Source organism: Kitasatospora sp. NPDC058115 (genome assembly GCF_042884635.1).
Classification (GTDB): domain Bacteria; phylum Actinomycetota; class Actinomycetes; order Streptomycetales; family Streptomycetaceae; genus Kitasatospora.
Window position 1 is genome coordinate 76487 of the sequence record NZ_JBHVTL010000002.1, and the last position, 22608, is coordinate 99094.

17 protein-coding genes are annotated in these 22608 nt (G+C 74.5%); 6 read left to right on the forward strand and 11 right to left on the reverse strand.

Features of this window, described 5'->3' with window-relative positions:
• Positions 1 to 16: 16 nt before the first annotated feature.
• The 3 genes from ACFVVL_RS02285 to ACFVVL_RS02295 form a co-directional block, all read right to left on the reverse strand.
• Positions 17 to 604, reverse strand: coding sequence for a rhodanese-like domain-containing protein (locus ACFVVL_RS02285; protein WP_387670725.1), 588 nt, complete (start codon positions 602 to 604; stop codon positions 17 to 19).
• A gap of 40 nt (positions 605 to 644) precedes the next feature.
• A complete protein-coding gene (locus ACFVVL_RS02290; RefSeq protein WP_380298213.1) occupies positions 645 to 1400 on the reverse strand; it encodes a sulfite exporter TauE/SafE family protein in 756 nt (251 codons plus the stop codon).
• A gap of 227 nt (positions 1401 to 1627) precedes the next feature.
• On the reverse strand, positions 1628 to 3007 hold the full coding sequence (locus ACFVVL_RS02295) for a rhodanese-like domain-containing protein (RefSeq protein WP_387670727.1): 1380 nt from the start codon (positions 3005 to 3007) through the stop codon (positions 1628 to 1630).
• A gap of 121 nt (positions 3008 to 3128) precedes the next feature.
• Here ACFVVL_RS02295 and ACFVVL_RS02300 point away from each other — a divergent pair, with 121 nt between their 5' ends.
• From ACFVVL_RS02300 to ACFVVL_RS02315, 4 genes are all read left to right on the forward strand, one after another.
• Positions 3129 to 3806 (forward strand): maleylpyruvate isomerase N-terminal domain-containing protein, encoded by a 678-nt coding sequence (locus ACFVVL_RS02300; protein ID WP_387670729.1) that lies wholly within the window; start codon positions 3129 to 3131, stop codon positions 3804 to 3806.
• 141 nt (positions 3807 to 3947) lie between these two features.
• Complete coding sequence (locus tag ACFVVL_RS02305; RefSeq protein ID WP_387670731.1) at positions 3948 to 6086, forward strand: restriction endonuclease; 2139 nt, start codon at positions 3948 to 3950, stop codon at positions 6084 to 6086.
• Positions 6087 to 6274: 188 nt separating this feature from the next.
• On the forward strand, positions 6275 to 7039 hold the full coding sequence (locus ACFVVL_RS02310; RefSeq protein WP_387671106.1) for an ABC transporter ATP-binding protein: 765 nt from the start codon (positions 6275 to 6277) through the stop codon (positions 7037 to 7039).
• 74 nt (positions 7040 to 7113) lie between these two features.
• Positions 7114 to 9672, forward strand: coding sequence for an ABC transporter permease (locus tag ACFVVL_RS02315; protein ID WP_387670733.1), 2559 nt, complete (start codon positions 7114 to 7116; stop codon positions 9670 to 9672).
• A gap of 74 nt (positions 9673 to 9746) precedes the next feature.
• Here the strand turns inward: ACFVVL_RS02315 and ACFVVL_RS02320 are convergent, their stop codons facing one another.
• A complete protein-coding gene (locus ACFVVL_RS02320; protein ID WP_387670735.1) occupies positions 9747 to 10985 on the reverse strand; it encodes a helix-turn-helix domain-containing protein in 1239 nt (412 codons plus the stop codon).
• Between the two features lie 258 nt (positions 10986 to 11243).
• Here ACFVVL_RS02320 and ACFVVL_RS02325 point away from each other — a divergent pair, with 258 nt between their 5' ends.
• Entirely contained in the window at positions 11244 to 12614 is a 1371-nt protein-coding gene (locus tag ACFVVL_RS02325; RefSeq protein WP_387670737.1) for an asparagine synthase-related protein, read from the forward strand.
• A gap of 47 nt (positions 12615 to 12661) precedes the next feature.
• On the opposite strand, the gene ACFVVL_RS02330 is transcribed toward ACFVVL_RS02325, so the two are convergent.
• The 7 genes from ACFVVL_RS02330 to ACFVVL_RS02360 form a co-directional block, all read right to left on the reverse strand.
• The gene (locus tag ACFVVL_RS02330; RefSeq protein ID WP_387670739.1) at positions 12662 to 13195 is read right to left on the reverse strand and encodes a GNAT family N-acetyltransferase; all 534 of its coding nucleotides are present in this window, start codon (positions 13193 to 13195) and stop codon (positions 12662 to 12664) included.
• Positions 13196 to 13342: 147 nt separating this feature from the next.
• Positions 13343 to 14467 (reverse strand): hypothetical protein, encoded by a 1125-nt coding sequence (locus tag ACFVVL_RS02335; protein ID WP_387670741.1) that lies wholly within the window; start codon positions 14465 to 14467, stop codon positions 13343 to 13345.
• A gap of 117 nt (positions 14468 to 14584) precedes the next feature.
• Positions 14585 to 15241 (reverse strand): HNH endonuclease family protein, encoded by a 657-nt coding sequence (locus ACFVVL_RS02340; RefSeq protein ID WP_387670743.1) that lies wholly within the window; start codon positions 15239 to 15241, stop codon positions 14585 to 14587.
• Between the two features lie 230 nt (positions 15242 to 15471).
• The gene (gene efeU, locus ACFVVL_RS02345) at positions 15472 to 16329 is read right to left on the reverse strand and encodes an iron uptake transporter permease EfeU (protein ID WP_380294133.1); all 858 of its coding nucleotides are present in this window, start codon (positions 16327 to 16329) and stop codon (positions 15472 to 15474) included.
• A 56-nt stretch (positions 16330 to 16385) separates the two neighbouring features.
• The gene (gene efeB / locus ACFVVL_RS02350; RefSeq protein WP_387670745.1) at positions 16386 to 17693 is read right to left on the reverse strand and encodes an iron uptake transporter deferrochelatase/peroxidase subunit; all 1308 of its coding nucleotides are present in this window, start codon (positions 17691 to 17693) and stop codon (positions 16386 to 16388) included.
• Positions 17694 to 17826: 133 nt separating this feature from the next.
• Positions 17827 to 18966 carry an iron uptake system protein EfeO gene (efeO, locus tag ACFVVL_RS02355; protein WP_380294131.1) on the reverse strand — a complete coding sequence of 380 codons (1140 nt, stop codon included), beginning with the start codon at positions 18964 to 18966 and terminating at the stop codon, positions 17827 to 17829.
• 305 nt (positions 18967 to 19271) lie between these two features.
• On the reverse strand, positions 19272 to 20138 hold the full coding sequence (locus tag ACFVVL_RS02360; protein WP_387670748.1) for an ABC transporter ATP-binding protein: 867 nt from the start codon (positions 20136 to 20138) through the stop codon (positions 19272 to 19274).
• A gap of 306 nt (positions 20139 to 20444) precedes the next feature.
• Between ACFVVL_RS02360 and ACFVVL_RS02365 the strand changes: the two genes are divergently transcribed.
• Positions 20445 to 22592, forward strand: coding sequence for an AMP-binding protein (locus ACFVVL_RS02365; RefSeq protein WP_387670750.1), 2148 nt, complete (start codon positions 20445 to 20447; stop codon positions 22590 to 22592).
• Positions 22593 to 22608: the final 16 nt, after the last annotated feature.

Here is a 22608-nt window from a genome sequence, read left to right on the forward strand (position 1 = left end):
GCGACGGGGCGGGAGGTCAGCGGGCGCCGGTGAGGGCGGCGAGGGTGGCGTCGAGGTCCGGGACCTGGCCGGGGCGGGGGCGGTTGAACGGGAGGCGGGACAGCATGTTGCCCATCGCGCAGGTGTTGGTCGCCGCCGAGAAGACCAGGCCCGCGCCGACCGCCGCCGAGACCCAGCGGGTGCCGGGCCGGACGCGGTCGACGAGCAGGCCGGCCACGACCAGGCCGCCGGCCGCGAAGCGGACCTGCCGGTCCATCGCCCACGGCGCCCGCGCCGGGGCGCCCTCGGGGCGCTCGACCTCGTGCCCGGCGGCCGCCCAGGCACTGGTGCCGCCGACCAGGGTGGCGGCCGGGATGCCGGCCGCGGCCAGCGACTCGCAGGCCCGGCCCGAGCGGTTGCCGGAGGCGCAGACGATGAGCAGCTCGCCGCGCGCGGCGACGGTGCGCAGCGCCGGGAGGGCCCGGTCGAGCTGGTCGAGCGGGATGTTCAGGGCGCCGGGGACGTGTCCGGCGGCGTACTCGCCCGCGCTGCGGACGTCGACGACGGTGAGCGCGGCGAGGCGCGGGTGCGCCTGGGCCGGGGTGATCTCGGTGAGCGTGGCCATGGGGTCTCCTTGCGAGAGGGGAAAGGGAAGGGGAAAGGGGTCAGAGCAGGGCGTCGGCGCCCATCACCGCGGCGACGCCGAGCAGCAGCACGGCGAAGATCCGCTGGAGGACGGCCCCGGAGAGGCGGGCGGCGAGCCGCTTGCCGTCCCAGGCGCCGAGGACGGCGGCGGCGGTGAACGGGGCGATCACCGCCCAGTCGAGTCCGGCCGCGCCGCCGCCCCGGGTGACCAGCGAGGCCGAGGCGTTGACGGCGATCACCGGGAGGCTGGTGCCGACGGCGGCCTCCATGGTCAGCCCGACCGCGCCGACCAGGGCCGGCACCGCCAGGAAGCCGCCGCCGACGCCGAGCAGGCCGGTCAGGGCGCCGAGCCCGGCCCCGGAGGCGGCCGCCCGCCCGGGGCGGGCGCCGGGCGCCGGTCCGTCGGCCGGGGCCGGACGGGCCGGGCGCAGCATCCGCACCGCGGCGAGCGCGGCGACCAGCGCGAAGGCGCCGGTCAGCACGCTCTGCGGCAGCCTGGCGGCGGCCGCGCCGGCGAGGGCGGCGGGGAGCAGCCCGGCGGCGGCGAAGGCGAGGGCGGTGCGCCAGCGGATGGTGCCGGCCCTGGTGTGGGCGACGATCGCGGAGATCGAGGTGGCGAGGACGATCAGCAGGGCGGCGGTGCTGGCTTCGGCCGGGGAGAGCCCGAGCAGGTAGATCAGCGCGGGGACGGCGAGGATGCCGCCACCGCCGCCGAGCCCGCCGAGCACCAGCCCGACCACCGCCCCGGCGGCGAGCGCCAGCAGCAGCGTGGTCATCGGACCGCCCCGGGGAGTGCGGCGGCCGCGGTCACCCGCAGGGCCGGGCGGGGCGGTTCGCCGGGCGCACCCGCGCCCAGGCCCCGGACCCCGGCGACATGCCCGCGGGCACCGGGTGCATCGGACACTGCCGGGGCGGTGCGTATACAGAGCGCATGGATCGGGGCGGACGGGAAGGAGTGGTGGTGCATGGTGGTGCTCCTGCTGGGGACGGTGCCGGGGGGAGGTCAGCCGGTCACGACGGTGAGGCCGGCCTCGGGGGCGGAGGTGAAGGCGTCGTCGACGGCGATCACCTCGCGCCCGGCCGCGTCCAGCAGGGAGGCGGCGATGGCGGCCCGCATGCCGCCGGCGCAGTGGACCCAGACGGGGCCGTCCGGCAGTTCGGTGCTGCGGCGGTGGAGCTGGTGCAGCGGGATGTGGTGGGTGCCGTCGAGGTGGGCGGCGGCGCGTTCGGCGGCGCGGCGCACGTCGAGGACGACCGGGGCCGGGCCGCCGTCGCCGGCCGCGAGCGCGGCGGCGAGGTCGGCGAAGGTGGCGCGGCGGAAGGCGCGCGGCCGTTCGCCGGGCAGCAGCCAGTTCTCCGGACCGCCGGTGGCGGCCGCGCCGGGGCGGTCGATGCCGACCCGGGCGAGTTCGCGCTGCGCGGCGGCGAGCTGCTCGGGGCTCCCGGCGAGCAGGGTGACCGGCTTGCCCCACGGGATCAGCCACGCGAGGTAGGTGGCCAGCTGCCCCTCGGCCTCGATGTTGAACGAGCCCGCGAGGTGCCCGGCCGCGAAGGCGGTGCGGGCGCGCAGGTCGACGACCCACTCGCCGGCGGCGAGGCGGCGGGCGAGTTCGGCGGCGTCGGCCGGGGCGGGCGGGGTGAGGTCGACCGGGGCGGGGCCGGCGGCGTTGAGCGGCCCCATGTGGGCGTAGTAGGCGGGGATGTCGTCGAGCCCGGCGAGCAGGTCGGCGACGAAGGTGTCGACGTCCTTGACCAGGGCCTCGTTGCGGTGCCGCTCGGCGCCGATGGTGGTGGCCGTGCCGGCGCTCTGCCCGGCGGAGCAGAAGCTGCCGAAGCCGTGGGTGGGCAGCACGGCCACGTCGTCGGCGAGGCCGTCGGCGAGCCGGTGGGCGGAGGCGTGCTGGGCGCGCGCGAGGTCCTCGGTGAGGCGGGGTTCGACCAGGTCGGGGCGGCCGACGGTGCCGATCAGCAGCGAGCCGCCGGTGAACGCGGCGACCGGGCGGCCCGCCTCGGCGAGCACGTAGGAGGTGTGGTGCGGGGTGTGGCCGGGGGTGGCGACGGCCCGCAGGGTGAGGCCGGCGGCGGGGTCGACGTCGAAGTCGTCGCCGTCGTGGACGAGCACCCGCCGGTAGGAGACGGCGGCGTCGGCGGGGACGAGGTAGTGCGCGCCGGTGACCCGGGCGAGTTCGAGGCCGCCGGTGACGTAGTCGTTGTGGACGTGCGTCTCCGCGACGTAGGCGATGCGCACGCCCCGGCGGGCGGCCGCGGCGATGACCTGGTCGATGTCGCGCGGCGGGTCGACGACGACCGCTCCGCCCGGACCGCCGGCCAGGTAGCTGCGGTTGCCGAGGCCCTCGATCTCCAGGGTGTCGACGAAGAACACGTGCCTCTCCTTCTCTGATCCCTTACCCCCGGGGGTATCTTCCCTCTGCCATCGACTGTAGCAGAGATACCCCCAGGGGCATCGCTGGGCGAAGTCCGGCGGACCGGATACGGTCCCGTGCATGATCACCACCGACCCCACGCCCGCGCCCGGCCCCGTGACCCCCGACGACCTGGCCGCCGTGCTCCGCCTCGCGGTGGACACCCTGCGCGCGGCCCCCGCCGACGCCGACTGGTCCCGCCCGGCCGGCGCCGTCGACTGGGACTGCTGGAGCACCGTCGAACACCTCGCCGACGACCTGCTCGCCTACGCCGCCCAGCTCGGCCCGCAGCACCCGCCCCGCGACCGCTACGTCCCCTTCCTCGCCCGGCGCCCGTTCCCCGGCGGCCCGAACAGCTTCGTCTTCGCCCGGCGCGAGGACGGCCCCGAGGGCCTGCTGGAGGTCCTGGAGGCGAGCGGCGGGCTGATGGTCGCCGTCGCGCGGACCAGGACGCCCGAGGTCCGTGCCTTCCACCCCTGGGGGCTCGCCGACCCGGCGGGGTTCGTGGCGATGAGCCTGGTGGAGGTGCTGGTCCACCTGCACGACGTCGCCGAGGGGCTCGGGCTGCCCTGGGAGCCGCCCGCCGAGGTCTGCCGCCGCACCCTCGCCCGGCTCTTCCCGGACGTGCCGGCCGATCCCGGCGCCGGGCCCTGGCCGACCCTGCTCTGGGCCACCGGCCGCACCGCGCTGCCGGGCCGCCCGCCGCGCACCGGCTGGCGCTGGTACGCGGAGGTGCGGGAGCCCGGCGCCCGGGCCTGACGCCGCCTCACCCCCGTCGACGCCGCAGGTCGCAGGGCCTTTGCGCACTCCCCCGGTGCACGTTCTATTGTGGCGGCGCGGCGGCGGCGCGGCCGGGAGGCGGACGCCGCGGCGGACCGGCGGTGGAACGAAGGGGTGGACGTGGCGGGGCGGCGGAACGACGGGGTGCTGGCGGTCTGGGCGGAGGCGCAGCGACAGGAGCAGCGCCGGGAGGAGGCCCGGTGGCGCGCCGAGGCCGCCGAGCTGCGCCGGCGGGAGCGGGAGCAGCGCGAGGCGCAGAAGGCCGCGGCCCGCACCGAGCGCGAGGCGCAGAAGGCGTACCAGCAGGCCAGGGAGGCCGAGGCGGCCCGGCGGACGGCCGAACTGGACGCCCGGGTGGAGGAGTTGCGCGGCCTGCTGGCGGCCGGGCTGGGCGGGGCGGCGTTCCGGGCGCAGAGCCTGCTGGCCCCGCGCCCGGTGCCGCCGTTCGAGCCGGGGCGCCTCGGCGAGCCGGTGCCGATGCCGGACCAGTCCCGCTACCAGGTGCCGCCGCCGGACCCGGTGCAGGCCCGCAATCCCGGGGTGTGGCGGCAGTACGAGCAGTACGTGGCGCAGGCCCGGGCCCGCTTCGAGCAGGACTGGTACGCGGCGCAGGCGGCGGAGGCGGACCGGCAGCGGCGGCTGGCCGAGTACCACGGGCAGTACCTGGAGTGGGTGGCCCGGTGCCGCCGGGAGGACGAGCAACGGGCCGCCCGGACGGAGGAGTTGCTGCGCCGGCTGCGGGCCGGCGAGGCGGAGGCGGTGCAGGAGTACTTCACCGCCGTGCTGTACGCCTCGGCGGGCTGGCCGGAGGGCTTCCCGCACCGGCTGGTGGCGGCCTGGGAGGCGTCCAGCCGCCAGCTGGTGGTGAACTGGGAGCTGCCGGGCGCCGACGTGGTCCCGGCGACGGCCCGGGTGCGGTACGTGAAGTCGGACGACCGGGAGGCCGAGGTGGCCCGCCCGGCGACCGAACGCAAGGCGCTGTACCGCGAGGTGCTGGCGCAGACGGCGCTGCGGGTGGTGACCGAGCTCTACCGGGCGGACGGGGACGGGCTGCTGGCCTCGGTGGTGCTCAACGGCTTCGTCCGCGGCATCGACCCGGCGACCGGCCGGGAGGCGGAGCGGTTCCTCACCACCGTGACGGTCGACCGGGGCGAGTTCGCCGGGCTGGCACTGGACCGGGTGGCGGCGGTGGAGTGCTTCCAGGGCCTGGGCGGAGTGCTGTCGGCACGCCCCGAGCGGCTGGACGAGGTGCGGCCGGACCGGCTGCCGGAGACGGTCGGCGGCAGCGTGGCGGGGCAGGGCGGCGAGGACGACCCGGACCTCTTCGCGATGGACCCGATCGAGTTCGAGGAGCTGATCGCCGAGCTGTTCCGGCTGCGCGGCTTCCGGGTGATGACGACGGCGCGCAGCGGCGACGCCGGGGTGGACGTGGTCGCCGAGGACCTCGATCCGGTGACCGGCGGACGGATCGTCATCCAGGCCAAGCGCTACCGTTCGACGGTCTCCCCCACCGCGGTGCGCGACCTGGACTCGACGGTGCGCCACCACGGCGCGATCAAGGGCATCCTGGTGACCACCGCGGGCTTCGGGCCCGGCTCCTACGAGTACATCCGCAACAAGCCGCTGACCCTGGTGAGCGGTCCCGAGCTGGTGGAGCTGCTGGCGGAGCAGGGGCTGCGCGGGCGGCTGGGCGAGCGGACGAACGGCGGCGGGCCGGCGGCGGGGACCGCCCGGCCCGCGCCCGCGACGACCACCCTGGCGCTGTCGTGGCGCAGCCGCACGGCCGGCGGCGACCCGGTCGAGCTGGACGTCTCGGCCTTCCTGTGCGCCGACGGCCGGGTGCTGGACGACGAGCACTTCGTGTTCTTCAACAACCCGCAGGACCCGCAGGGCGCGGTCCGGCTGCACCCCACCCGCTCGGTGCCGGGCGAACCGGTCCGCCGCGCCGAACTCACCCTGGAGCCGGGGCGGCTGGCGCCGGGCGTGGACGAGGTGGTGGTGGCGGTGTCCACCGAGGAGGAGGAGCCGCCGGTGCTGCCGCTCGGCTATGTGCACGGGCTGGCGCTGACGGGCGCGTTCGGCCCGGACGCCGACGGTCCCGCCGCGTGGGAGGCGGCCACCGGCGGGGTGTCGCAGAGCGCGATGGTCCTCGGGTCCTTCCGGCGGCGCGGCGGCGTCTGGCGGTTCACGCCGGGCGGGACGCCGGTGGAGGACGGTCTCGCCGGGCTCGCGGTGCGCTGGGGCGTCGCGGTGGAGTAGCCGTCGCAGCACGGATCTCAGGGTCAGGTGTCATACCCGAGGAGGAGATGACCCCCCGCCGGACCGCCGGGTCGGCGGGGGGCCCGTGTACCCGGGGGCGACAAACCGGACACGAACCGGTTGCGAGAATGGACGGGAAGACGATCTTCCGATTTCCGTTCCGCACCCTCAGGAGTCTCCCCGTGACGATGCCCGCAACCGCCGTCCGCACCGGCCGGGCGGCCGCCCGCGCCACCGGCCTGAACAAGGTCTACGGGGAGGGGGAGACCCGCGTCGTCGCCCTCGACAACGTCAGCGTCACCTTCCCCCAGGGCGAGTTCACCGCGATCATGGGCCCCTCCGGCTCCGGCAAGTCCACCCTCATGCACTGCATGGCCGGCCTCGACACCGTCACCTCCGGCTCCTCCACCATCGGCGACACCGAACTCGTCGGCCTCAAGGACAAGCAGCTCACCCAGCTGCGCCGCGACCACATCGGCTTCATCTTCCAGGCCTTCAACCTGCTGCCCACCCTCACCGCCCTGGAGAACATCACCCTCCCGATGGACATCGCCGGCCGCAAGGCCGACAAGCAGTGGCTCGACCGGGTCGTCGAGACCGTCGGCCTGTCCGGCCGGCTCTCCCACCGCCCCAGCCAGCTCTCCGGCGGCCAGCAGCAGCGCGTCGCCTGCGCCCGCGCCCTGGCCAGCAAGCCCGACATCATCTTCGCCGACGAACCCACCGGCAACCTCGACTCCCGCTCCGGCGCCGAGATCCTCGCCTTCCTGCGCAACTCCGTGCGCGAACTCGGCCAGACCGTCGTCATGGTCACCCACGACCCCGTCGCCGCCTCCTACGCCGACCGCGTCGTCTTCCTCGCCGACGGCCGCATCGTCGACGAACTGACCCACCCGACCGCCGACGCCGTCCTGGACCGCATGCGCCGCTTCGACGCCAAGGGCCGCACCAGCTGACGCCCCCCGTCCGCCGCCCGACCCGGCCCCGAACCGGCCGCCGTCCCCACGACCCCCAGGACTGACACCACCCCATGTACCGCACCGCACTGCGCAATGTGCTGGCCCACAAGGCCCGACTGCTGATGACGGCGCTCGCCGTCCTGCTCGGCACCGCCTTCGTGGCCGGCACCCTCGTCTTCACCGACACCTTCGGCAACGCCATGCGCTCCCAGAGCGCCAAGAGCTACACCGACATCGCCGTCACCGTCAGCGACGGCGCCGCCGTCGGCAAGGGGTACGACCACGGCAACCGGACCAGCGGCGGCCCCTCCCTCACCGAGGACACCCGCAAGGCGATCGCCGCGCTGCCCGGCGCCGCCGAGGCCCGCGGCGTGGTCAGCGGCTTCGCCGGCATCGCCGACCGCAAGGGTGCGCTGATCGGCAACGGCTTCTCCACCACCGGCACCAACTACGTCCCCGGCGCCGACGGCACCGACCCTCGCTACCCGCTGGTCGACGGCCGCGGCCCGCGCACCTCCGGCGAGGTGGCGCTGGACGCCAAGACCGCCGAGAAGGGCGACTACAAGGTCGGCGACACCGTGCGGATCGCCGTCAACGGGCCGGTCATGGAGCTGAAGCTCACCGGCACCGTGACCACCAACGACCCGCGGGTGCTCTCCGGCGGCTCGCTCGCCGCCTTCGACACCGCCACCGCCCAGCAGCTCTACCTGGCCCCGGACCGCTTCGCCGAGATCGACGTCAAGGCCGAGCCCGGCACCGACGACAACGCGCTGCTCGCCGCCGTCGAGCGGACCCTGCCCGCCTCCGACGACCTGGAGGCCCGCACCGGCCGCGAACTCGCCGACGAGCAGGACCGGATGATCGAGGCCGGCACCAAGGGCATGTCCACCGCCCTGCTGATGTTCGCCGCCATCGCGCTCTTCGTCGGCATCTTCATCATCGCCAACACCTTCACCATGCTGGTCGCCCAGCGCACCAAGGAGCTGGCCCTGCTGCGCGCCGTCGGCGCCAGCCGCAAGCAGATCACCTTCTCCGTGCTGGCCGAGGCCGTGCTGGTCGGCCTGACCGCCTCGATCGGCGGCCTGGTCGCCGGCATCGGCATCGCCGCCGGGCTGCAGGCCGTGATCGGCTCGCTGGACACCGGCATGCCCACCGGCCCGCTGGTGATCGCCCCGTCCACGGTGATCGCCTCGATCCTCGTCGGCACCGTGGTCACCGTGCTCGCCGCCTGGCTGCCCTCGCTGCGCGCCTCCCGGATCGCCCCGGTCGCCGCGATGAGCTCGGCCGAGCAGCCGGCCACCCAGAAGTCCCTGCTGGTGCGGAACGTCATCGGGCTGCTCTTCGCCGCCGCCGGCGTCGCCGCCCTGTTCGGTGGCGCGGCCGCCAAGGAGGTCAACGTGGTCGCGCTCGGCGCGGGCGCGCTGATGATCGGCGTGTTCGTGCTCACCCCGCTGCTGTCCCGCCCGGTGATCGCGCTGTTCGCCCCGGTGCTGCGCAAGCTGTTCGGCACGCCCGGCAAGCTGGCCCGCGAGAACGCCGTGCGCAACCCGCGCCGCACCGCCGCCACCGCCTCCGCGCTCACCATCGGCGTCACCCTGATCACCGCGCTGACCGTGGTCGGCGCCTCGGTGAACAAGGCCGTCGACGAGGCCACCGAGGTCGACCTGAAGGCCGACTACGCCGTCGCCATGGAGAACTTCTCCATGCTCTCCCCCGAGGTCTCCGGCCAGATCGCGAAGACCGCCGGGGTCACCATGGTCAGCGCGGTGCGCGAGGTGCCGGTCAAGGCCGTCGCCGACGGCGACACCACCTGGCTGACCGCCGTGGACGCCACCACCTTCGACCAGCTGGTCGACCTCAGGGTCACCACCGGCGCCGCCGACTCCCTCCGGCAGGGCAAGCTGCTCGCCACCACCGGCTACGCCGAGCGCAACGACCTGACGGTCGGCTCGACGCTCGACATCACCTACCCCGACGGCAGCCGCGGCACCCTGGCCGTCGGCGGCCTGGTCGAGCAGAACACCGAGGTCGCCGGGGTCATCGCCCCCGAGCAGGTGGTCGGCGCGCACGCCGCCGCCGGCTCCGGCCTGAAGAAGGTCCTGGTCAAGGGCGCCGACGGCGCGACCCCCGAGCTCAAGCAGGCGCTGCGCGACGCCACCGGCGGCAACCCGCTGATCAGCGTCAAGGGCGAGAAGGACATCAAGGCCGAGAACAGCCAGCTGGTGACCGCCCTGCTGAACATCATGTACGGCCTGCTGGGCATGTCCGTGGTGGTCGCGGTGCTGGGCGTCATCAACACCATGGCCATGTCGGTGTTCGAGCGCCGCCGGGAGATCGGCATGCTGCGGGCGATCGGCCTGGACCGCCGCGGCATCAGCCGGATGGTCCGGCTGGAGTCGCTGATGATCGCGCTGTTCGGCGGCGTCGTCGGCATCCTGCTCGGCATCGTCACCGCCTGGGCCGGCACCCGCACCCTCGCGGACTCGTTCAAGAACATGACCCTGGTGGTCCCGCCGGGCAAGATCGCCTTCTTCCTGGCCGCCGCCGCCGTGATCGGCCTGCTGGCCGCCCTCTGGCCGGCCCGCCGCGCCGCCCGGATGGACATCCTGGGCGCGATCAAGAGCGAGTAGCCGCCCCCGCCGCGGAACCCACGGCGCCCGCCGGGATCACTCCCGGCGGGCGCCGCGCTGTCGGGCGCTGTGGTTCAGGAGCCAGTGAGGATGCCGACCGTCTCGGCGAGCTCCAGCGTCTCCTGTCGCATCGAGCGGGGGGCCTTGCGCCAGAGGTCGGCCGCGACCGACCGCGCTTGCGGAGTGAACTTCACCGTCTCCGGGCTGATCTTGAGCGCGACGCCCATGACGTGCAGCGCGGCCGTGCGGTCGCCGCGGTCCAAGTGGGAGCGGGCCGCGTCCACCCATAGTCGGGTACGGCGTTCGGCCGAGGGGATCGAGTCGGGGTCGATCTCGTCCGCGAGCGTCAGGGCCTTGCCCGAGCTGCGAAGTTCGGTGGCGATGCTGACGGCGTGGAGGTCGACGTTCGCCCGGCCGAAGACGGTGGAGAGTTCGGCATATCCGGTCGGAAGGGACTTCGCGACCTGGACGGCGGTGTCCCAGTGGTTCCACGCGGAGCCGTCGCGGCCGTCGCGGGCTTCGGTGATCGAGGCACTCAAGTGCAGTGCTCCGTACACGCCTCGCCAGTGCGGCGGAGCCTCGGCGAGGTGCGTACGGAGGCGATCGGCGGCGGTGGTCACCAACATCATCGCGCCTTCGTACTCGCCCACGGCACGCATGGTGTTCGCGAGGTTCCACGCGGCGGCTCCCATGGCGGCGGGGTCGTCGGCTTCGGCGGCGGTGGCCATCGCCCGGTCACCGAGCATCCACACGGCCTCGGCCGGCCCGATGTAGGCGATGACCTGCTGGGCCAGCCGGTACGCGGCGGCGAGGGCGACCAGCGCGGTTCGCCGTTCCTCCCCGGTGACCACCCGGGTGAGGGCTTCACCGTGACGGATCAGGTCGGGGGCGATGTGGCCGACGTCGGTCCGGTTGTTCGCCGTGTTGTGCCAGAGTCTCCACCCGGCGTCGACGTCGGCGGAGTAGTCGGCGGCCGTTGCCCCCGGCGGCAACGCGACCGGTGGACGGGTACCGCGTTCCAGGAGTGCCGCCCACACGGCGGCCGACGCCGGGTGGAACAGACGACCGGTGTTGACGGGCTGTGCGGTTGCGGACGGTCCTGTGATCGCCGTGAGGTCACTGACGCGCAGGGCAAGGGCGACCTTCAGGAGCATGTTGTGCGAGGAGAGCGGCCTCTCGCCGCTCTCGATCTTCTTCAGCCAGTCCGTGCTCCGGCCGACCAGGCCGGCCAAGACAGGGCGTGTCATCCCACGTCGTTCGCGCAGGACGCGGATGCGCTCACCGATGGACAGTTCCTCGGGCAGTTCGGACATGTGCCTCTCCTCGGCTGAGCCGCCATCAGGCAGTACTCAACTGCCCGGTGAACGATGCTCAACCTCCGACTGGATCCGTCCGACATCGCCCGCTACCCGTGGCAGTGGTCACGAAGCCGGTGGCGGTGCGGCGCCTCGTGGGCCGAGCCGTACGCGCACCCGATGACCGATGCCCGGGCGATCACCGACGGGACCCGAACCGCACTCATCACGAGCGCTACCGCAGCCGGATCCGGCAGAGCCGATGTCGGCCCCCTCATGGTCGACGCCGGCTCCTACGACTCCGCCCTCGCGACGGCCCGGGCCGAACGCGACGACTGGATCACCGTCGAAACAACCCGGACCGGCACCGCCGAGATCGCCACCGGCACCGCCGGCACCGCGCCGATCCACCTCACCACCAGGGCCGGCACCCTCTACGGATCGTGGGACCTGCTCAGCGTTCACGAGCAGGCCGCCGACACCGGCCTCGATCTGCTGGAGATCACCCGCCGGGTGTCCCTGCGGACCCGGTACACACCCGCGACGTTCTGGCGGGGAATCCACCTCCTGACCGAACGGGCGACCGCGCACCTCGCCCGGGATGGCGCACTCACCCTCCGGCTTCCGGAGCCGGCCGAGCACACCCGTGCCCGGACCCTGCGGGCCGACGCCGACCCCGTCCCCGCGTTCATCCGGCTACTCGGTCACCTCGTCGCCCGGCATCCATGGGAAGGCCCCAGCACCGGCGTTCAGCTCTCCGGAGGCCTTGACTCCACGAACATCGCCCTCGCCCTCGCCGCCGCCCTTCCGGGTCATCACGTCACCGCCGGGGCGGTCGTCCTCGACGGCGAACGCGGCAGGCAACAGACCGAGCGCCGAGCCGTGATCCTCAGGCACATCGGCGCCTCCTGGCGCGATGTCCTGGTCCCCGCCATGGATCACCTCCCCTACGGCCCGACCTCCTGGTACTCGCGCCCCGGCCGCGTCTCCCCGTACGGAGACCTCTACCTCGACGCGATCGACCGGTTGTCCGACCTCCTGTCCAGCCGTGGGGTCAAGACCCTTTTCACCGGCATCGGCGGTGACGAACTCATGTCCTTCACCACCGCCGAGAAGCCCCGAGGCGTCACGGGTCCGGACCTCGGCGTTCCACCATGGCTCGGCCCCACCGCCCGCGGACTGCTCGCGGAGGTGGACCGCGGCATCACCCCGGCAGCCGTGGTCCCCGAGACGGCGCTCATGGCGAAGGCCGGCGTCGCGGCCCCGCTCCTGCGGCGCGGGATCTGGCCCGTACACCCTCTGACGGACCCGGCTCTGATCCGGTTCTCCGAGTGGATGCCCGCCGAGTGGCGCCGTGACAAGTGCCTCCTGCGTGAGACCATCGACCGCGCCGGCCTCCCGCCACACATCGCCCGACCGCCGATCCCGGAGAACTTCGGCCACGTCATGACGCTCGCGATGCGCCGCCACGGCCCGGCCCGTATCCACCGGCTCCTCGATCAGGGGTCGCCCCTGATCGAGGCCGGGATCACCGACCCCGTCGAGTTGAAGGCCGTCGCCGACCGCCTTTGCCGCCGGGACGACTCCCGCGCGGACCGGGAGGTCGTGTTCGCTCTCCTCGCGGATTCGGCACTCACCGGCCGCTGAGCCCGTCGGGCCCGGGGAGACGCCTCTCCCCGGGCCCGACGCGAATCTCACAGGCCCCGGCCGGCCAACAGGTCGGCCAGCTGCGGAACACGCTCCGCGCGCCGTTGCAGAAGGAACACCTTCGCCTCTTCGAGGTCGACCACCCGGGCGAGGGTCCACCCCTGCGCCTCCTGGTAGTAGCGGGAGAGCCGTTCCTGAGCGGTCCCGCGCCGCACCCACACACGGCCTTCGGCCGCCGCCCGGTCGAGCATCCACCACGCCACCAGGCGGCCGAGGCGGTGCGGGTTCGGCCGGGTGAATGTCGTCGCGAGGAACAACGACGACTCCGCCCGCTCCTCCTCGGTGAACCCCCACGCCGGCAGGGCCTCGGTACCGAGGACGGTCGTGCATCCGACCACACCGTCCCGCTCGTGCTCAAGCACCCACACCGGGACAGCGGGGTTGCCGGCCTGCGAGGCGAACTCGTCGGCCGCGGCCTCGCACTCTCCGAGCCCACGGGCCGACAGCCACGCCGACCGTTCCCGGACCATGCCGGCGATCGGTCCGGCATCCCCGGCCGTCGCCTCGCGCATCCGATACATCGCTACTCTCCCTCCGGCACACCCGCTCGAAGCCTAGACCCCCCTGGGCCGCGTTCCGGTGAAGAGCGAGTAGCCGCCCCCGCCGCGGAACCCACGGCGCCCGCCGGGATCACTCCCGGCGGGCGCCGCGCTGTCGGGCGCTGTGGTTCAGGGGGCGGCGTGGGGTGGCGGGCTGCCGGTGGTGTCCTCCGGCGCGGCGTCGCCGCCGGGTGGGTGCCCGACCTCCTTCAGGGTGGACTGGGCCCGTTCGTCGACCAGCCGGGTCACCAGGTGCTGCGCGGCGCCGAAGGCCACGCCCCAGGCGAGCACCTGGGCCCGGCTGTCGAGGTCGCTCAGGCCGGGGACGAACGCGCCGCGGATCAGCAGCAGGCCGATCAGCGCCGAGAGCGCCCCGGTGGGGAACTTCAGGGCGGCGGCCGCCAGCGGCAGCATGAACGGCGCGCTGGTGCCCTGGATGCGGCGCAGCGAGCCGATCACGGTGAGCGCGGCGCCGGCCAGGCCGGCCACCTCGACGGTGACGATGTCCAGCCGCGAGGCGTAGTCACCGGGGATCGGCCTGGTCGCCGCCCACGGGTACTCCCCGGACGGGCAGACCACCATCCGGGCGGTGGACGGGCCCGGCGGGGTGGAGGGCACCGGGCTGAAGCAGAGGCTCAGCGAGGTGGGGTAGACGGCGCCGAAGACGGCCAGCGAGACCACGCCGACCAGGACGCAGGCGCTGGCCGCCCAGAGGATGTTGCGCAGGCTGCGCACCCGCGCGTACTCCGCGTCGAGGGCCGCGTACGCCGCGTCGAGGGTGTGCACCAGCAGGCTCCGGTCCGCCTCGCCGACGGGTTTGTCCTTGGACCCGACGCGGGCGGCCAGGGCGAGGGTGCGGGGGTCCTTCCTGCCGAGGTGCAGCCGTGCCATGGCCAGGATGTCGACGGCCCGGGCGGACAGCGACCCGGCCGGGACGAGTTCCAGGAGCAGCACGTCGGCGGAGCGGACGTTGGACCAGCTGCCCTCCAGGGCGGTGGCCCCGGACCAGAGCTTGCGCCAGCCGTGCTTCTCGGTCGCCGCCGCGGTGGCCCGGTCCAGGCACCGGCGGGCGCCCTCGATCAGCTGCGCCGGCCGGCAGTCGGCCTCGTCGGCCTCGCACTCCTGCCGGTCGAGCCGCGCCCGCAGGTAGGCGACCCGGGCGAGGACGCGCTCGCGCCACGCGGATCTCTGTCTCCGCCGCTCCCGCGGTAACCGCTCGGACCGTTCGTCCGCCGGGGTACCCATCTCGACCACGCTCCCAAGTCGAGACGTTCTCTTCCTCCACCGTAGGCCCATTCGGGCCGCATCGGGGCACCGGCGCCCCCGTGGTGACGGTGGGGCGCCGGTGCGTCACAGCGAGCGAACGTTTCCTCAGCAGCCGTTGAGGATCGAGGAGAGGGCGCTCTTCTCGGCGCTGTCGACGGACAGGCCGTAGTAGTACTTCACCTGGACCCAGGCGCGGGCGTAGGTGCAGCGGTAGGAGGCCTGGGGCAGCCAGTTCGCCGGGTCCTGGTCGCCCTTGGAGCGGTTGGAGCTCGCGGAGACGGCGACCAGCTGCGGGCGAGTCAGGTCGTTGGCGAGGGCCTGGCGCTGCGCGGTGGTCCAGGCCCAGGCGCCGGAGCGCCAGGCCTCGGCGAGCGGCACCAGGTGGTCGATGTCGAAGGCCGACGCGGAGGTGGTGGTCGCGTTGTCGTAGACCGAGACCCAGCTGCCGCTGACGGCGGCGCAGTTGGCGTCGGTGACGACGTTGCTGCCGTCGCGCTTGAGGACCGTCTCGCGGGTGTTGCAGGTGCCGGAGACGGTGATCCAGTGCGGGAAGAGCGCGCGGTCGTAGGTGGTGGTGTGGGACTCCGCGGCCACCGCGAGGGTGGCGAGGTAGCCGCGGGCGGTGGCGGCCGAGACCGGGGTCGGCAGTGCGGCCTGCGCGGTGCCGGCGCCGGCCAGCACGGCGGTGAGGGCGAGCAGCAGGGCGCCGAGGACGGCGGCCGGGGTGCGGCGGGACGCGGATATGGCGGACGTCGCGGACATGGGGGACTCCTGGGTCGAGGAGGGCAGGGGAAAGCCCCCGGGCGGGAACCGGCCCGGGCCTGCCGACCAGCATGCGACCCCGGGGGTTTACGCGGGTAGAGCCGCGAGGTGAACTTTGACTCCGCGTCAGCCGCCGCGCCCGCCGGAGGCGTCCGCGAACGCCGATCGCCCCGCCCGGCGGGTGGCCGGACGGGGCGATCGGGTGTGCTGCGAAGGCGCGAAGTATTCGCTCAGGCGGCCGACTTGGCGGCGCCGGGCTTCGGGGCGACCGGCTTGGCCGGGCCGCCGCCGGTGGCGGTGCCGACCAGGAACGCGGTCAGCACCGGGCCCAGGTACGCCTCCCAGACCGCCAGCTGGAGGACGGTCGGGTCCGGCTGGAAGTTGAACACGCCCTTGAGCAGGGTGCCGTACCAGCTGTCCTTGGGGATGGTCGAGGAGATGTCGAAGGCGATCTTGTCCAGGCCGCCGAGCCAGCCGGCCTCCTGGAGGTCGTGCACGCCGTAGGCGAGCACGCCGGCCGCGACCACGACCAGCATGGCGCCGGTCCAGGTGAAGAACTTGGCCAGGTTGATCTTCAGCGCGCCCCGGTAGAACAGCCAGCCCAGCACCACCGAGGTCAGCAGGCCGAGCGCCGCGCCGATGACCGGGTTGTAGCCGTCCGAAGTGGCCTGCACCGCGGTCCAGATGAACAGCGCGGTCTCCAGGCCCTCGCGGCCGACCGCCAGGAAGGCGGTGAGCACCAGCGCGCCGGTGCCCATCGCGAGCGCGGCGTCCAGCTTGCCGTGCAGCTCGGTCTTCAGGTGCCGGGCGGTGCGCCGCATCCAGAACACCATCCAGGTGACCAGACCGACGGCGATGACCGACAGCGTGCCGCCGAGCGCTTCCTGCGCCTCGAAGCTCAGCTGGGTCGAGCCGAACTGCAGCACGGCGCCGAACGCCAGGCTGAGCGCGACGGCCACGCCGATGCCCGCCCAGACCGGGGGGAGCCGGTCCTTGCGGCCGGTCTTGACCAGGTAGGCGATCAGGATGCAGACGACCAGGCTGGCTTCGAGTCCTTCGCGCAGGCCGATCAGGTAGTTGGCGAACACGCTGGCTCCCTGGGGGGTGAAGAGGTGGAACGGGCGAGACGGGTGGGGGGTCGGCCTCAGCCGAAGAGGGCCTGGCCCCACCACTCGCCGGGCTTGCGGACGCCCGCGGGGCAGGCGAAGTGGGCGGAACCGACGTGCTGGATGTACTCGTTCAGCGCGTCCGAGGCCGCCAGCCGCTGCTGGAGCGGGACGAACGCCGTGCGGCTGTCGCGCTGGTAGGCCAGGAAGAACAGGCCCGCGTCCAGGCGGCCGAGGCCGTCGGTGCCGTCGGTGAAGGAGAAGCCGCGGCGCAGGATCATCCGGCCGTCGTTGGAGTCCGGGTGGGCCAGCCGGACGTGGGCGTCCACCGGCATCGCCTTGAGGTCCGGGTCGTCGTGCTCCTTGGTCCGCCCGTACGGCGCGCCCTCGCCCTTGGTGCGGCCGAAGACGTCCTCCTGCTCCTTGAGCGGGGCGCGGTCCCAGGTCTCGATGTGCATCCGGATCCGGCGGGCGACCAGGTACGAACCGCCGGTCATCCACTCCGGGCCCTCGCCGGGGGCGACCCAGACGTGCTCGGCGAGCTTGGCGGTGTCGGTCCCGGCGATGTTGTGGGTGCCGTCCTTGAACCCCATCATGTTGCGCGGGGTCTGGGCGTCCGGGGTGGTGGAGGAGGTCTTGCCGAACCCCAGCTGGGACCAGCGGATGTTGACGGTGCCCATGCCGATCCGGGCCAGGTTGCGGATCGCGTGCACGGCGACCTGCGGGTCGTCGGCGCAGGCCTGGATGCACAGGTCGCCGCCGCTGCGCTGCGGGTCGAGGTTGTCGCCCTTGAACCGGGGCAGGTCGATCAGGGCCTCGGGGCGCCTGGCCTTCAGGCCGAAGCGGTCCACGCCGTCCTTCTCGAACAGGCTCGGGCCGAAGCCGATGGTGAGGGTCAGCCGGGAGGCGGGCAGGCCCAGGGCCTCGCCGGTGTCGTCCGGCGGCGCCTCCGGCAGGCCGCTGGCGGCGCCGCTGCCGACCTCGCGGCCGCCGGTCATCGCGGCGGCGGCCTTGGTCCACTCCTTCAGCATCCTGATCAGCGACTCGCGGGTGGCGCTCGCGGAGACGTCGAAGGCGGCGAAGTGCAGCCGGTCCTGGACCGGGGTGGCGATGCCGGACTGGTGGTCGCCGTAGAACGGGACGTCGGCGGTGGCCGCGGCCGGGGCGGCCCGGTCGTCGTCGTCCTGGCGGGTGGCGGCGGCGACCGAGCCGACGCCGGCCGCGCCCAGGGCGACGCCGGCACCGGCCCAGCCGATCACGGCACGGCGGCTGACCGGCGTGCGGCCGGCGGGGGTGTCCTCGGCGGCGGCCGGCGTCCCGTTCTGCTGCTGGTTCTCGGCGTCCATCGGCGGGCGGCCCTTCTCTGTGCTGGACTCACGGAGGCCGTGACGGCCACGGGGGCCGCCACGGCGGAGTGCGGGTGCGGTGCGCGGTGCCCGGTGCGCGCACCGCGGACGGGCGCGCACCGGGCGGCGGGCGTTACTTCACGACCACCGCGGCGGCCAGCTTCGACAGCGGCTCGGCCAGCGAGTTGACGGCGTCGGACAGGGTCTTGCGCTCGGTCTCGGCGACCTTGTCGTACGCGAGGTAGCCGCCGTCGGCCTGCTTGTACTTGGCGAGCAGGGTCTCGATCGCGGCGAACTCGGAGTCCAGCGTCTTGGCGAGCTCGGCGTCCTTCTCGGCGGCGACCGGCTTCAGCAGCTCGTAGGCCTTCTTGGCGCCCTCGACGTTGGCGGCGAAGTCGGCCAGGTCGGTGTGGCTGTAGCGCTCCTCCTCGCCGGTGACCTTGCCGGTGGCGACCTCGTCCAGCAGCTCCTTGGCCCCGTTGGCCATGCTGGTCGCGGTGATCTCCGCCTCCGGGATCTTCTTCTGCCAGTCCTTCAGGTCGGCGACCAGCTGGTCGGCGAGCTTCTTCTCGGCGTCACCGATGGTGGCGTCGGCCCAGAGCGACTTCTCCAGCTTGTGCCAGCCGGTCCACTCCTGGCCCGGCTCCAGGCCGTCCTCGCGGGCGTCGGTCTTCGGGTCGACGTCGCCGAAGCTCTCGGCGACCGGCTCGGTGCGCTCCCAGCCGGTGCGCGAGGGCGCGTAGAGGGACTTGGCCTTCTCCAGGTCGCCGGCGTTGATCGCGGCGGCGAACGCCTCGACGGCGGGGATGGTGGCGTCGGCCTGCTCCTGGGCGTAGGCCCGGTAGGCGGTGACGGCCGCGGTCAGCCGCGGGTCGGCCGGGGCGGCCGGGGCGCCGTCACCGGTGACGGTGATCTTCTGGCGGATGCCGTCGCCGACCATGCCCGGCTTGCAGGCGATCTCGTAGGAGCCGGCCTTGATCTCGGCGGTGATGCTCGCCTTGGTGCCCGGGCCGATGTTCTCGCGCTCGGTGACGATCTTGTCGCCCTCGGCGTAGACGTAGACCTCGGTGACCTTCGAGCCCTTGTTGGCGATGTCGAGCACGACGTGACCGGCCGGGAAGCTGGTCTTCGAGACCTCGCAGGCGGTGTCGGTCGCGTTCACCTTGACGGCGTCGGCCGCGGCCTTGTCGTCCTTCTTCGAGCAGCCGGCCAGTGCGGCGGTCGCCACGGCGAGGGTGAGCAGCGTGGCTGCGGTGGAACGACGGGCGGACATGCGGGCTCCAGCGGTCGGGGCAGGGCGTTTCAGGGCAGGGCTCAGCGCGGGTGGGGAGCAATGACGCCGTCGACGCCCGACCACCTGCTTAGCTAAGGCATACCTTAGGGATATCGGATTTTGCCGTCTACACCGGGGTCGGTCACGAAACGGTGCAGGTGGGAGCGGGGCAGCGGCGCCCCGACGATCGGTTCACCGACGATTTCCGGCCACCGGGGGCGCAGGGGGGCGTGGAAAACAAGGCAAAGAAGTGGTAAAGGAGCGCGCACCGGCGGTGCGCGCTCCTCCAGTGCTGCCGAGCCCCCTCAGACCTCCGCGGTGCGCCCCGACCTCCGGGGCGCGGCGGCCCGGGCGGTCCAGCGGCCCTCGTGCCGGGCGATCCGGATCGGGTGCCCGAAGGTGGCGCTCACCAGCTCGGTGGTCATCACCGCGTCCACCGGCCCGGCCGCGACCGTCTCCCCGCCGCGCAGCAGCAGCGCGTGGGTGGTGGACTCCGGCAGCTCCTCCAGGTGGTGGGTGACCAGCACGCTCGCCAGCTCCGGGTGCTGGTGGCGCAGCAGGTCCAGGCTGTCCAGCAGCAGCTCCCGGGCGGTCAGGTCGAGCCCGGTGGCCGGCTCGTCGAGCAGCAGCAGCCGCGGGCTGGGCATCAGCGCGCGGGCGATCAGCGCCCGGCCCCGCTCCCCCTGCGAGAGCGTGGTCCACGGGGACTCCGCGGCGGCGGCCATGCCGAGGGTGTCGATCAGCAGCTCGGCCCGGTCCAGCTCCTCCGGCGCGGGCTTGCGGTGCAGATCCGGTTCGATGGTGTTGGTGACACCGGTGAGCACCACCTCGCGCACGGTCAGCGGCGAGCGCAGCGGGTGGCGCGGGTTGACGTGGCCGAGGTGGGCGCGCAGCTCACGGATGTCGACCCGGCCGAGCCGGCGGCCGAGCACGTCCACCTCGCCGCGGGTGGGGTGGGAGACCGCGCCGAGCAGGGCGAGGAGCGTGGACTTGCCGGCGCCGTTGGGGCCGAGCAGCGCCCAGTGCTCGCCGGGGCGGATGGTGAGGTCGATCCCGCGCAGCAGGTGGCGTCCGTCGCGGAGGACGTCGACGGCCCGGGCGCGCAGCAGCGGTTGCGTGGCGGGGTCCGCGGCGGGCGGGCCGGAGGGCGTGCGCGGGTCGGTCGTGCTCATGCGGGCGGGCCTCCTACGGGTCCGGTGCCGGGCAGGGTCACGGGCACGGCGCCGCACCGGACGGGCCGGCGCCGACCGTCCGCGTGCAGAGTACAACCGTTCGCCCGGACGGCGGTTCCGGTGTCCGAGCGGTGGACACCCCGGCCCGCCGGCCGATCGGCGCACGCCCCTGTCGCGGCACGGGAGTTGGCGGCAGGATCGGGGAACCGGAGCAGGGCTGCGGGGCGTGGAAGCGGTGCGGACGGAGCACCGCAGGCGGTGCGGCGGGGCGTGGAAGCGGTGCGGGTCGGGTCGAAGGGGGCGGGCATGACGGGGACGGACGAACGGACCGGGGCCGGGGCCGGAGCCCGGGCCGGGGCGGGACGCGCGGGGACGCTGCCCGGACGGTTCGAGGAGCAGGCGCGCAACGCCCCCGCGGCGGTCGCCGTCCGGTGGGAGGGGCGGGAACTGACCTACGGCGAGCTGGACGCGCGGGCCGACCGGCTGGCCCGCCACCTGGCCGCCCTCGGGCTCGGCCCCGGTGAGCGGGCCGCGGTGGCGCTCGGCCGGGGCACCGAGGTGTACGTCGCCCTGCTCGCCGTGCTGAAGACGGGCGCCGCCTACGTGCCGGTGTCGCCGGGCGCACCGGACGCGCTGCTGCGGCACGTGCTCGCCGAGGCCTCCCCGGCCGTGGTCGTCACCGAGGAGGGCCACCGGATCCGGCTGGCCGACGCGGGCGCCCGGACGCTGGTCTGCGTGGACTCGGCCGCCGCCGCACTGGCGGCGCTGCCCGCCGGGCCGCCGCCGGCGGTGTTCGGGCCCGAGGACGCGGCGGTGGTGTTCACCACCTCGGGCACCACCGGCGCGCCCCGCTGCGCGGTGGCCGAGCACCGCAACCTGCTGGCCGCCCACCACGGCTGGCTCACCGTCTACGGCATCACGCCCGCCGACCGGCTGCTGAGCGCCGCGAGCCTGGAGTTCGACGTCTTCACCGCCGACTGGGTGCGGGCGCTGTGCTCGGGCGCCACCCTGGTGGTCGCCCCGCGCGACCTCACCCTGGACCGCGGCGCCGACATCGCCGATCTGCCCGCGCTGGTGGCCGCCGAGCGGATCACCCTGCTGGAGCTGAACACGCGCACCGCGCGCCGCCTCGCGGAGCATCTCGCCGCGACCGGCGGCGGGGAGGGGCTCCCCGGGTTGCGGCTGCTCAGCGTCGGCGCCGAGAAGTGGTGGCTGGACGAGCAGTTGGCGATGCACCGGCTGCTCGGCCACCGCACCCGGGTGGTGAACGTCTACGGGCTGGCCGAGGCCGCCGTGGACAGCACGTACTTCGAGGTCCGGGGCGTCGACCAGGTGGCGGGCAGCGGCGCGCTCTCGGTGGTCGGCGTCCCGTTCCCCGGCGCCCGGGTGCACGTGCTCGGTCCGGACGGCCACCCGGTCGGGCCCGGGGCCGTCGGCGAGATCGCCCTCGCCGGACCGGGCCTCGGCCGGGGCTACCCGGGCCGGCCGGAGGAGACCGCGCGGCGGTTCGTCCGGGTGGACTTCGACCCGGACGGACGGGTGCTGCGCACCGGGGACCTCGGCCGCCTCGCCGAGGACGGCACCCTGCACTTCGTCGCCCGCGCGGCGGACGTGTCCGGGCCCGCCGAGCCGCCCTCGTCCACCGCCGTGGTCGCCCGGGCGCGCGTGGCGGCCCGCGCCGAGGCCGAGCTGCGGGCGCACCCCGGGGTGCGGGAGGCGGCCGTCGCCGAGGTCGCGGTGGCCCCCGGGCGGCGCGAGCTGGTCGGGTACGCGGTCACCGAGCCCGGCGCCCCGGACACCGACGGCTGGTCGCTCTCCTCCCACCTGGGCGCCCGGCTGCCGAAGGGCGGGACGCCCGCCGCCGTGGTCCCGGTGCCGGAGCTGCCGCGCACCCGGGCCGGCAAGCTCGACCGGGGCGCGCTGCCGTTGCCCGCGCCGCCCGACCACGCGGCGCCGCGGCGGGCGGGCGGCGGCAAGGGGTACCGGGGGAAGGGCGGCGGCGGCCGGTCCGGGGACGGGGCGGGGGCGGAGTCCCTCCTCGGCTGCGGCGCGGCCTTCGTCGGGGTGCCCGTCGCGTTCCTCGCCTGGCTGCTCACCGGGAAGCTCTGGCCGGGGTCGACGGACGTCTCGGCGGTTCCGGGTCCGTACGACGACTTCTTCCGGGTGCTCTACCTGTGCGAGTGGGCCTCGTTCGGGCTCGGCGTGGCCTGGCTGCTCCTCGGGGCCGGGGTGATCGCCCGGCTCGGGCGGCCGACCGGGCTCTCGGTCGCCGCGCACCTCTCGGTGTTCTGGCTGCTGGCCTCGTGGTGGCCGCAGGACAACCTGTACCGGACCGCCGACCGCTCGGTCCTGTCCACCGAGGTGTGGCTGGTCTACGTGTTCAACATCGCGTTGATGGCCGCGGCGGCGGTGCTGGTGCGCTTCCTCGCCTGGCAGCCGAAGCGGCTGCCCTGATCCGGGACGGCCGCAG

Bases quoted from the DNA above. Each gene is read 5' to 3' on its own strand.
- ACFVVL_RS02285 (WP_387670725.1), bottom strand. From the start codon at position 604: ATGGCCACGCTCACCGAGATCACCCCGGCCCAGGCGCACCCGCGCCTC.
- ACFVVL_RS02290 (WP_380298213.1), bottom strand. From the start codon at position 1,400: ATGACCACGCTGCTGCTGGCGCTCGCCGCCGGGGCGGTGGTCGGGCTG.
- ACFVVL_RS02300 (WP_387670729.1), top strand. From the start codon at position 3,129: ATGATCACCACCGACCCCACGCCCGCGCCCGGCCCCGTGACCCCCGAC.
- ACFVVL_RS02310 (WP_387671106.1), top strand. From the start codon at position 6,275: ATGCCCGCAACCGCCGTCCGCACCGGCCGGGCGGCCGCCCGCGCCACC.
- ACFVVL_RS02315 (WP_387670733.1), top strand. From the start codon at position 7,114: ATGTACCGCACCGCACTGCGCAATGTGCTGGCCCACAAGGCCCGACTG.
- ACFVVL_RS02320 (WP_387670735.1), bottom strand. From the start codon at position 10,985: ATGTCCGAACTGCCCGAGGAACTGTCCATCGGTGAGCGCATCCGCGTC.
- ACFVVL_RS02325 (WP_387670737.1), top strand. From the start codon at position 11,244: ATGGTCGACGCCGGCTCCTACGACTCCGCCCTCGCGACGGCCCGGGCC.
- ACFVVL_RS02330 (WP_387670739.1), bottom strand. From the start codon at position 13,195: ATGTATCGGATGCGCGAGGCGACGGCCGGGGATGCCGGACCGATCGCC.
- ACFVVL_RS02340 (WP_387670743.1), bottom strand. From the start codon at position 15,241: ATGTCCGCGACGTCCGCCATATCCGCGTCCCGCCGCACCCCGGCCGCC.
- efeB (WP_387670745.1), bottom strand. From the start codon at position 17,693: ATGGACGCCGAGAACCAGCAGCAGAACGGGACGCCGGCCGCCGCCGAG.
- efeO (WP_380294131.1), bottom strand. From the start codon at position 18,966: ATGTCCGCCCGTCGTTCCACCGCAGCCACGCTGCTCACCCTCGCCGTG.
- ACFVVL_RS02360 (WP_387670748.1), bottom strand. From the start codon at position 20,138: ATGAGCACGACCGACCCGCGCACGCCCTCCGGCCCGCCCGCCGCGGAC.
- ACFVVL_RS02365 (WP_387670750.1), top strand. From the start codon at position 20,445: ATGACGGGGACGGACGAACGGACCGGGGCCGGGGCCGGAGCCCGGGCC.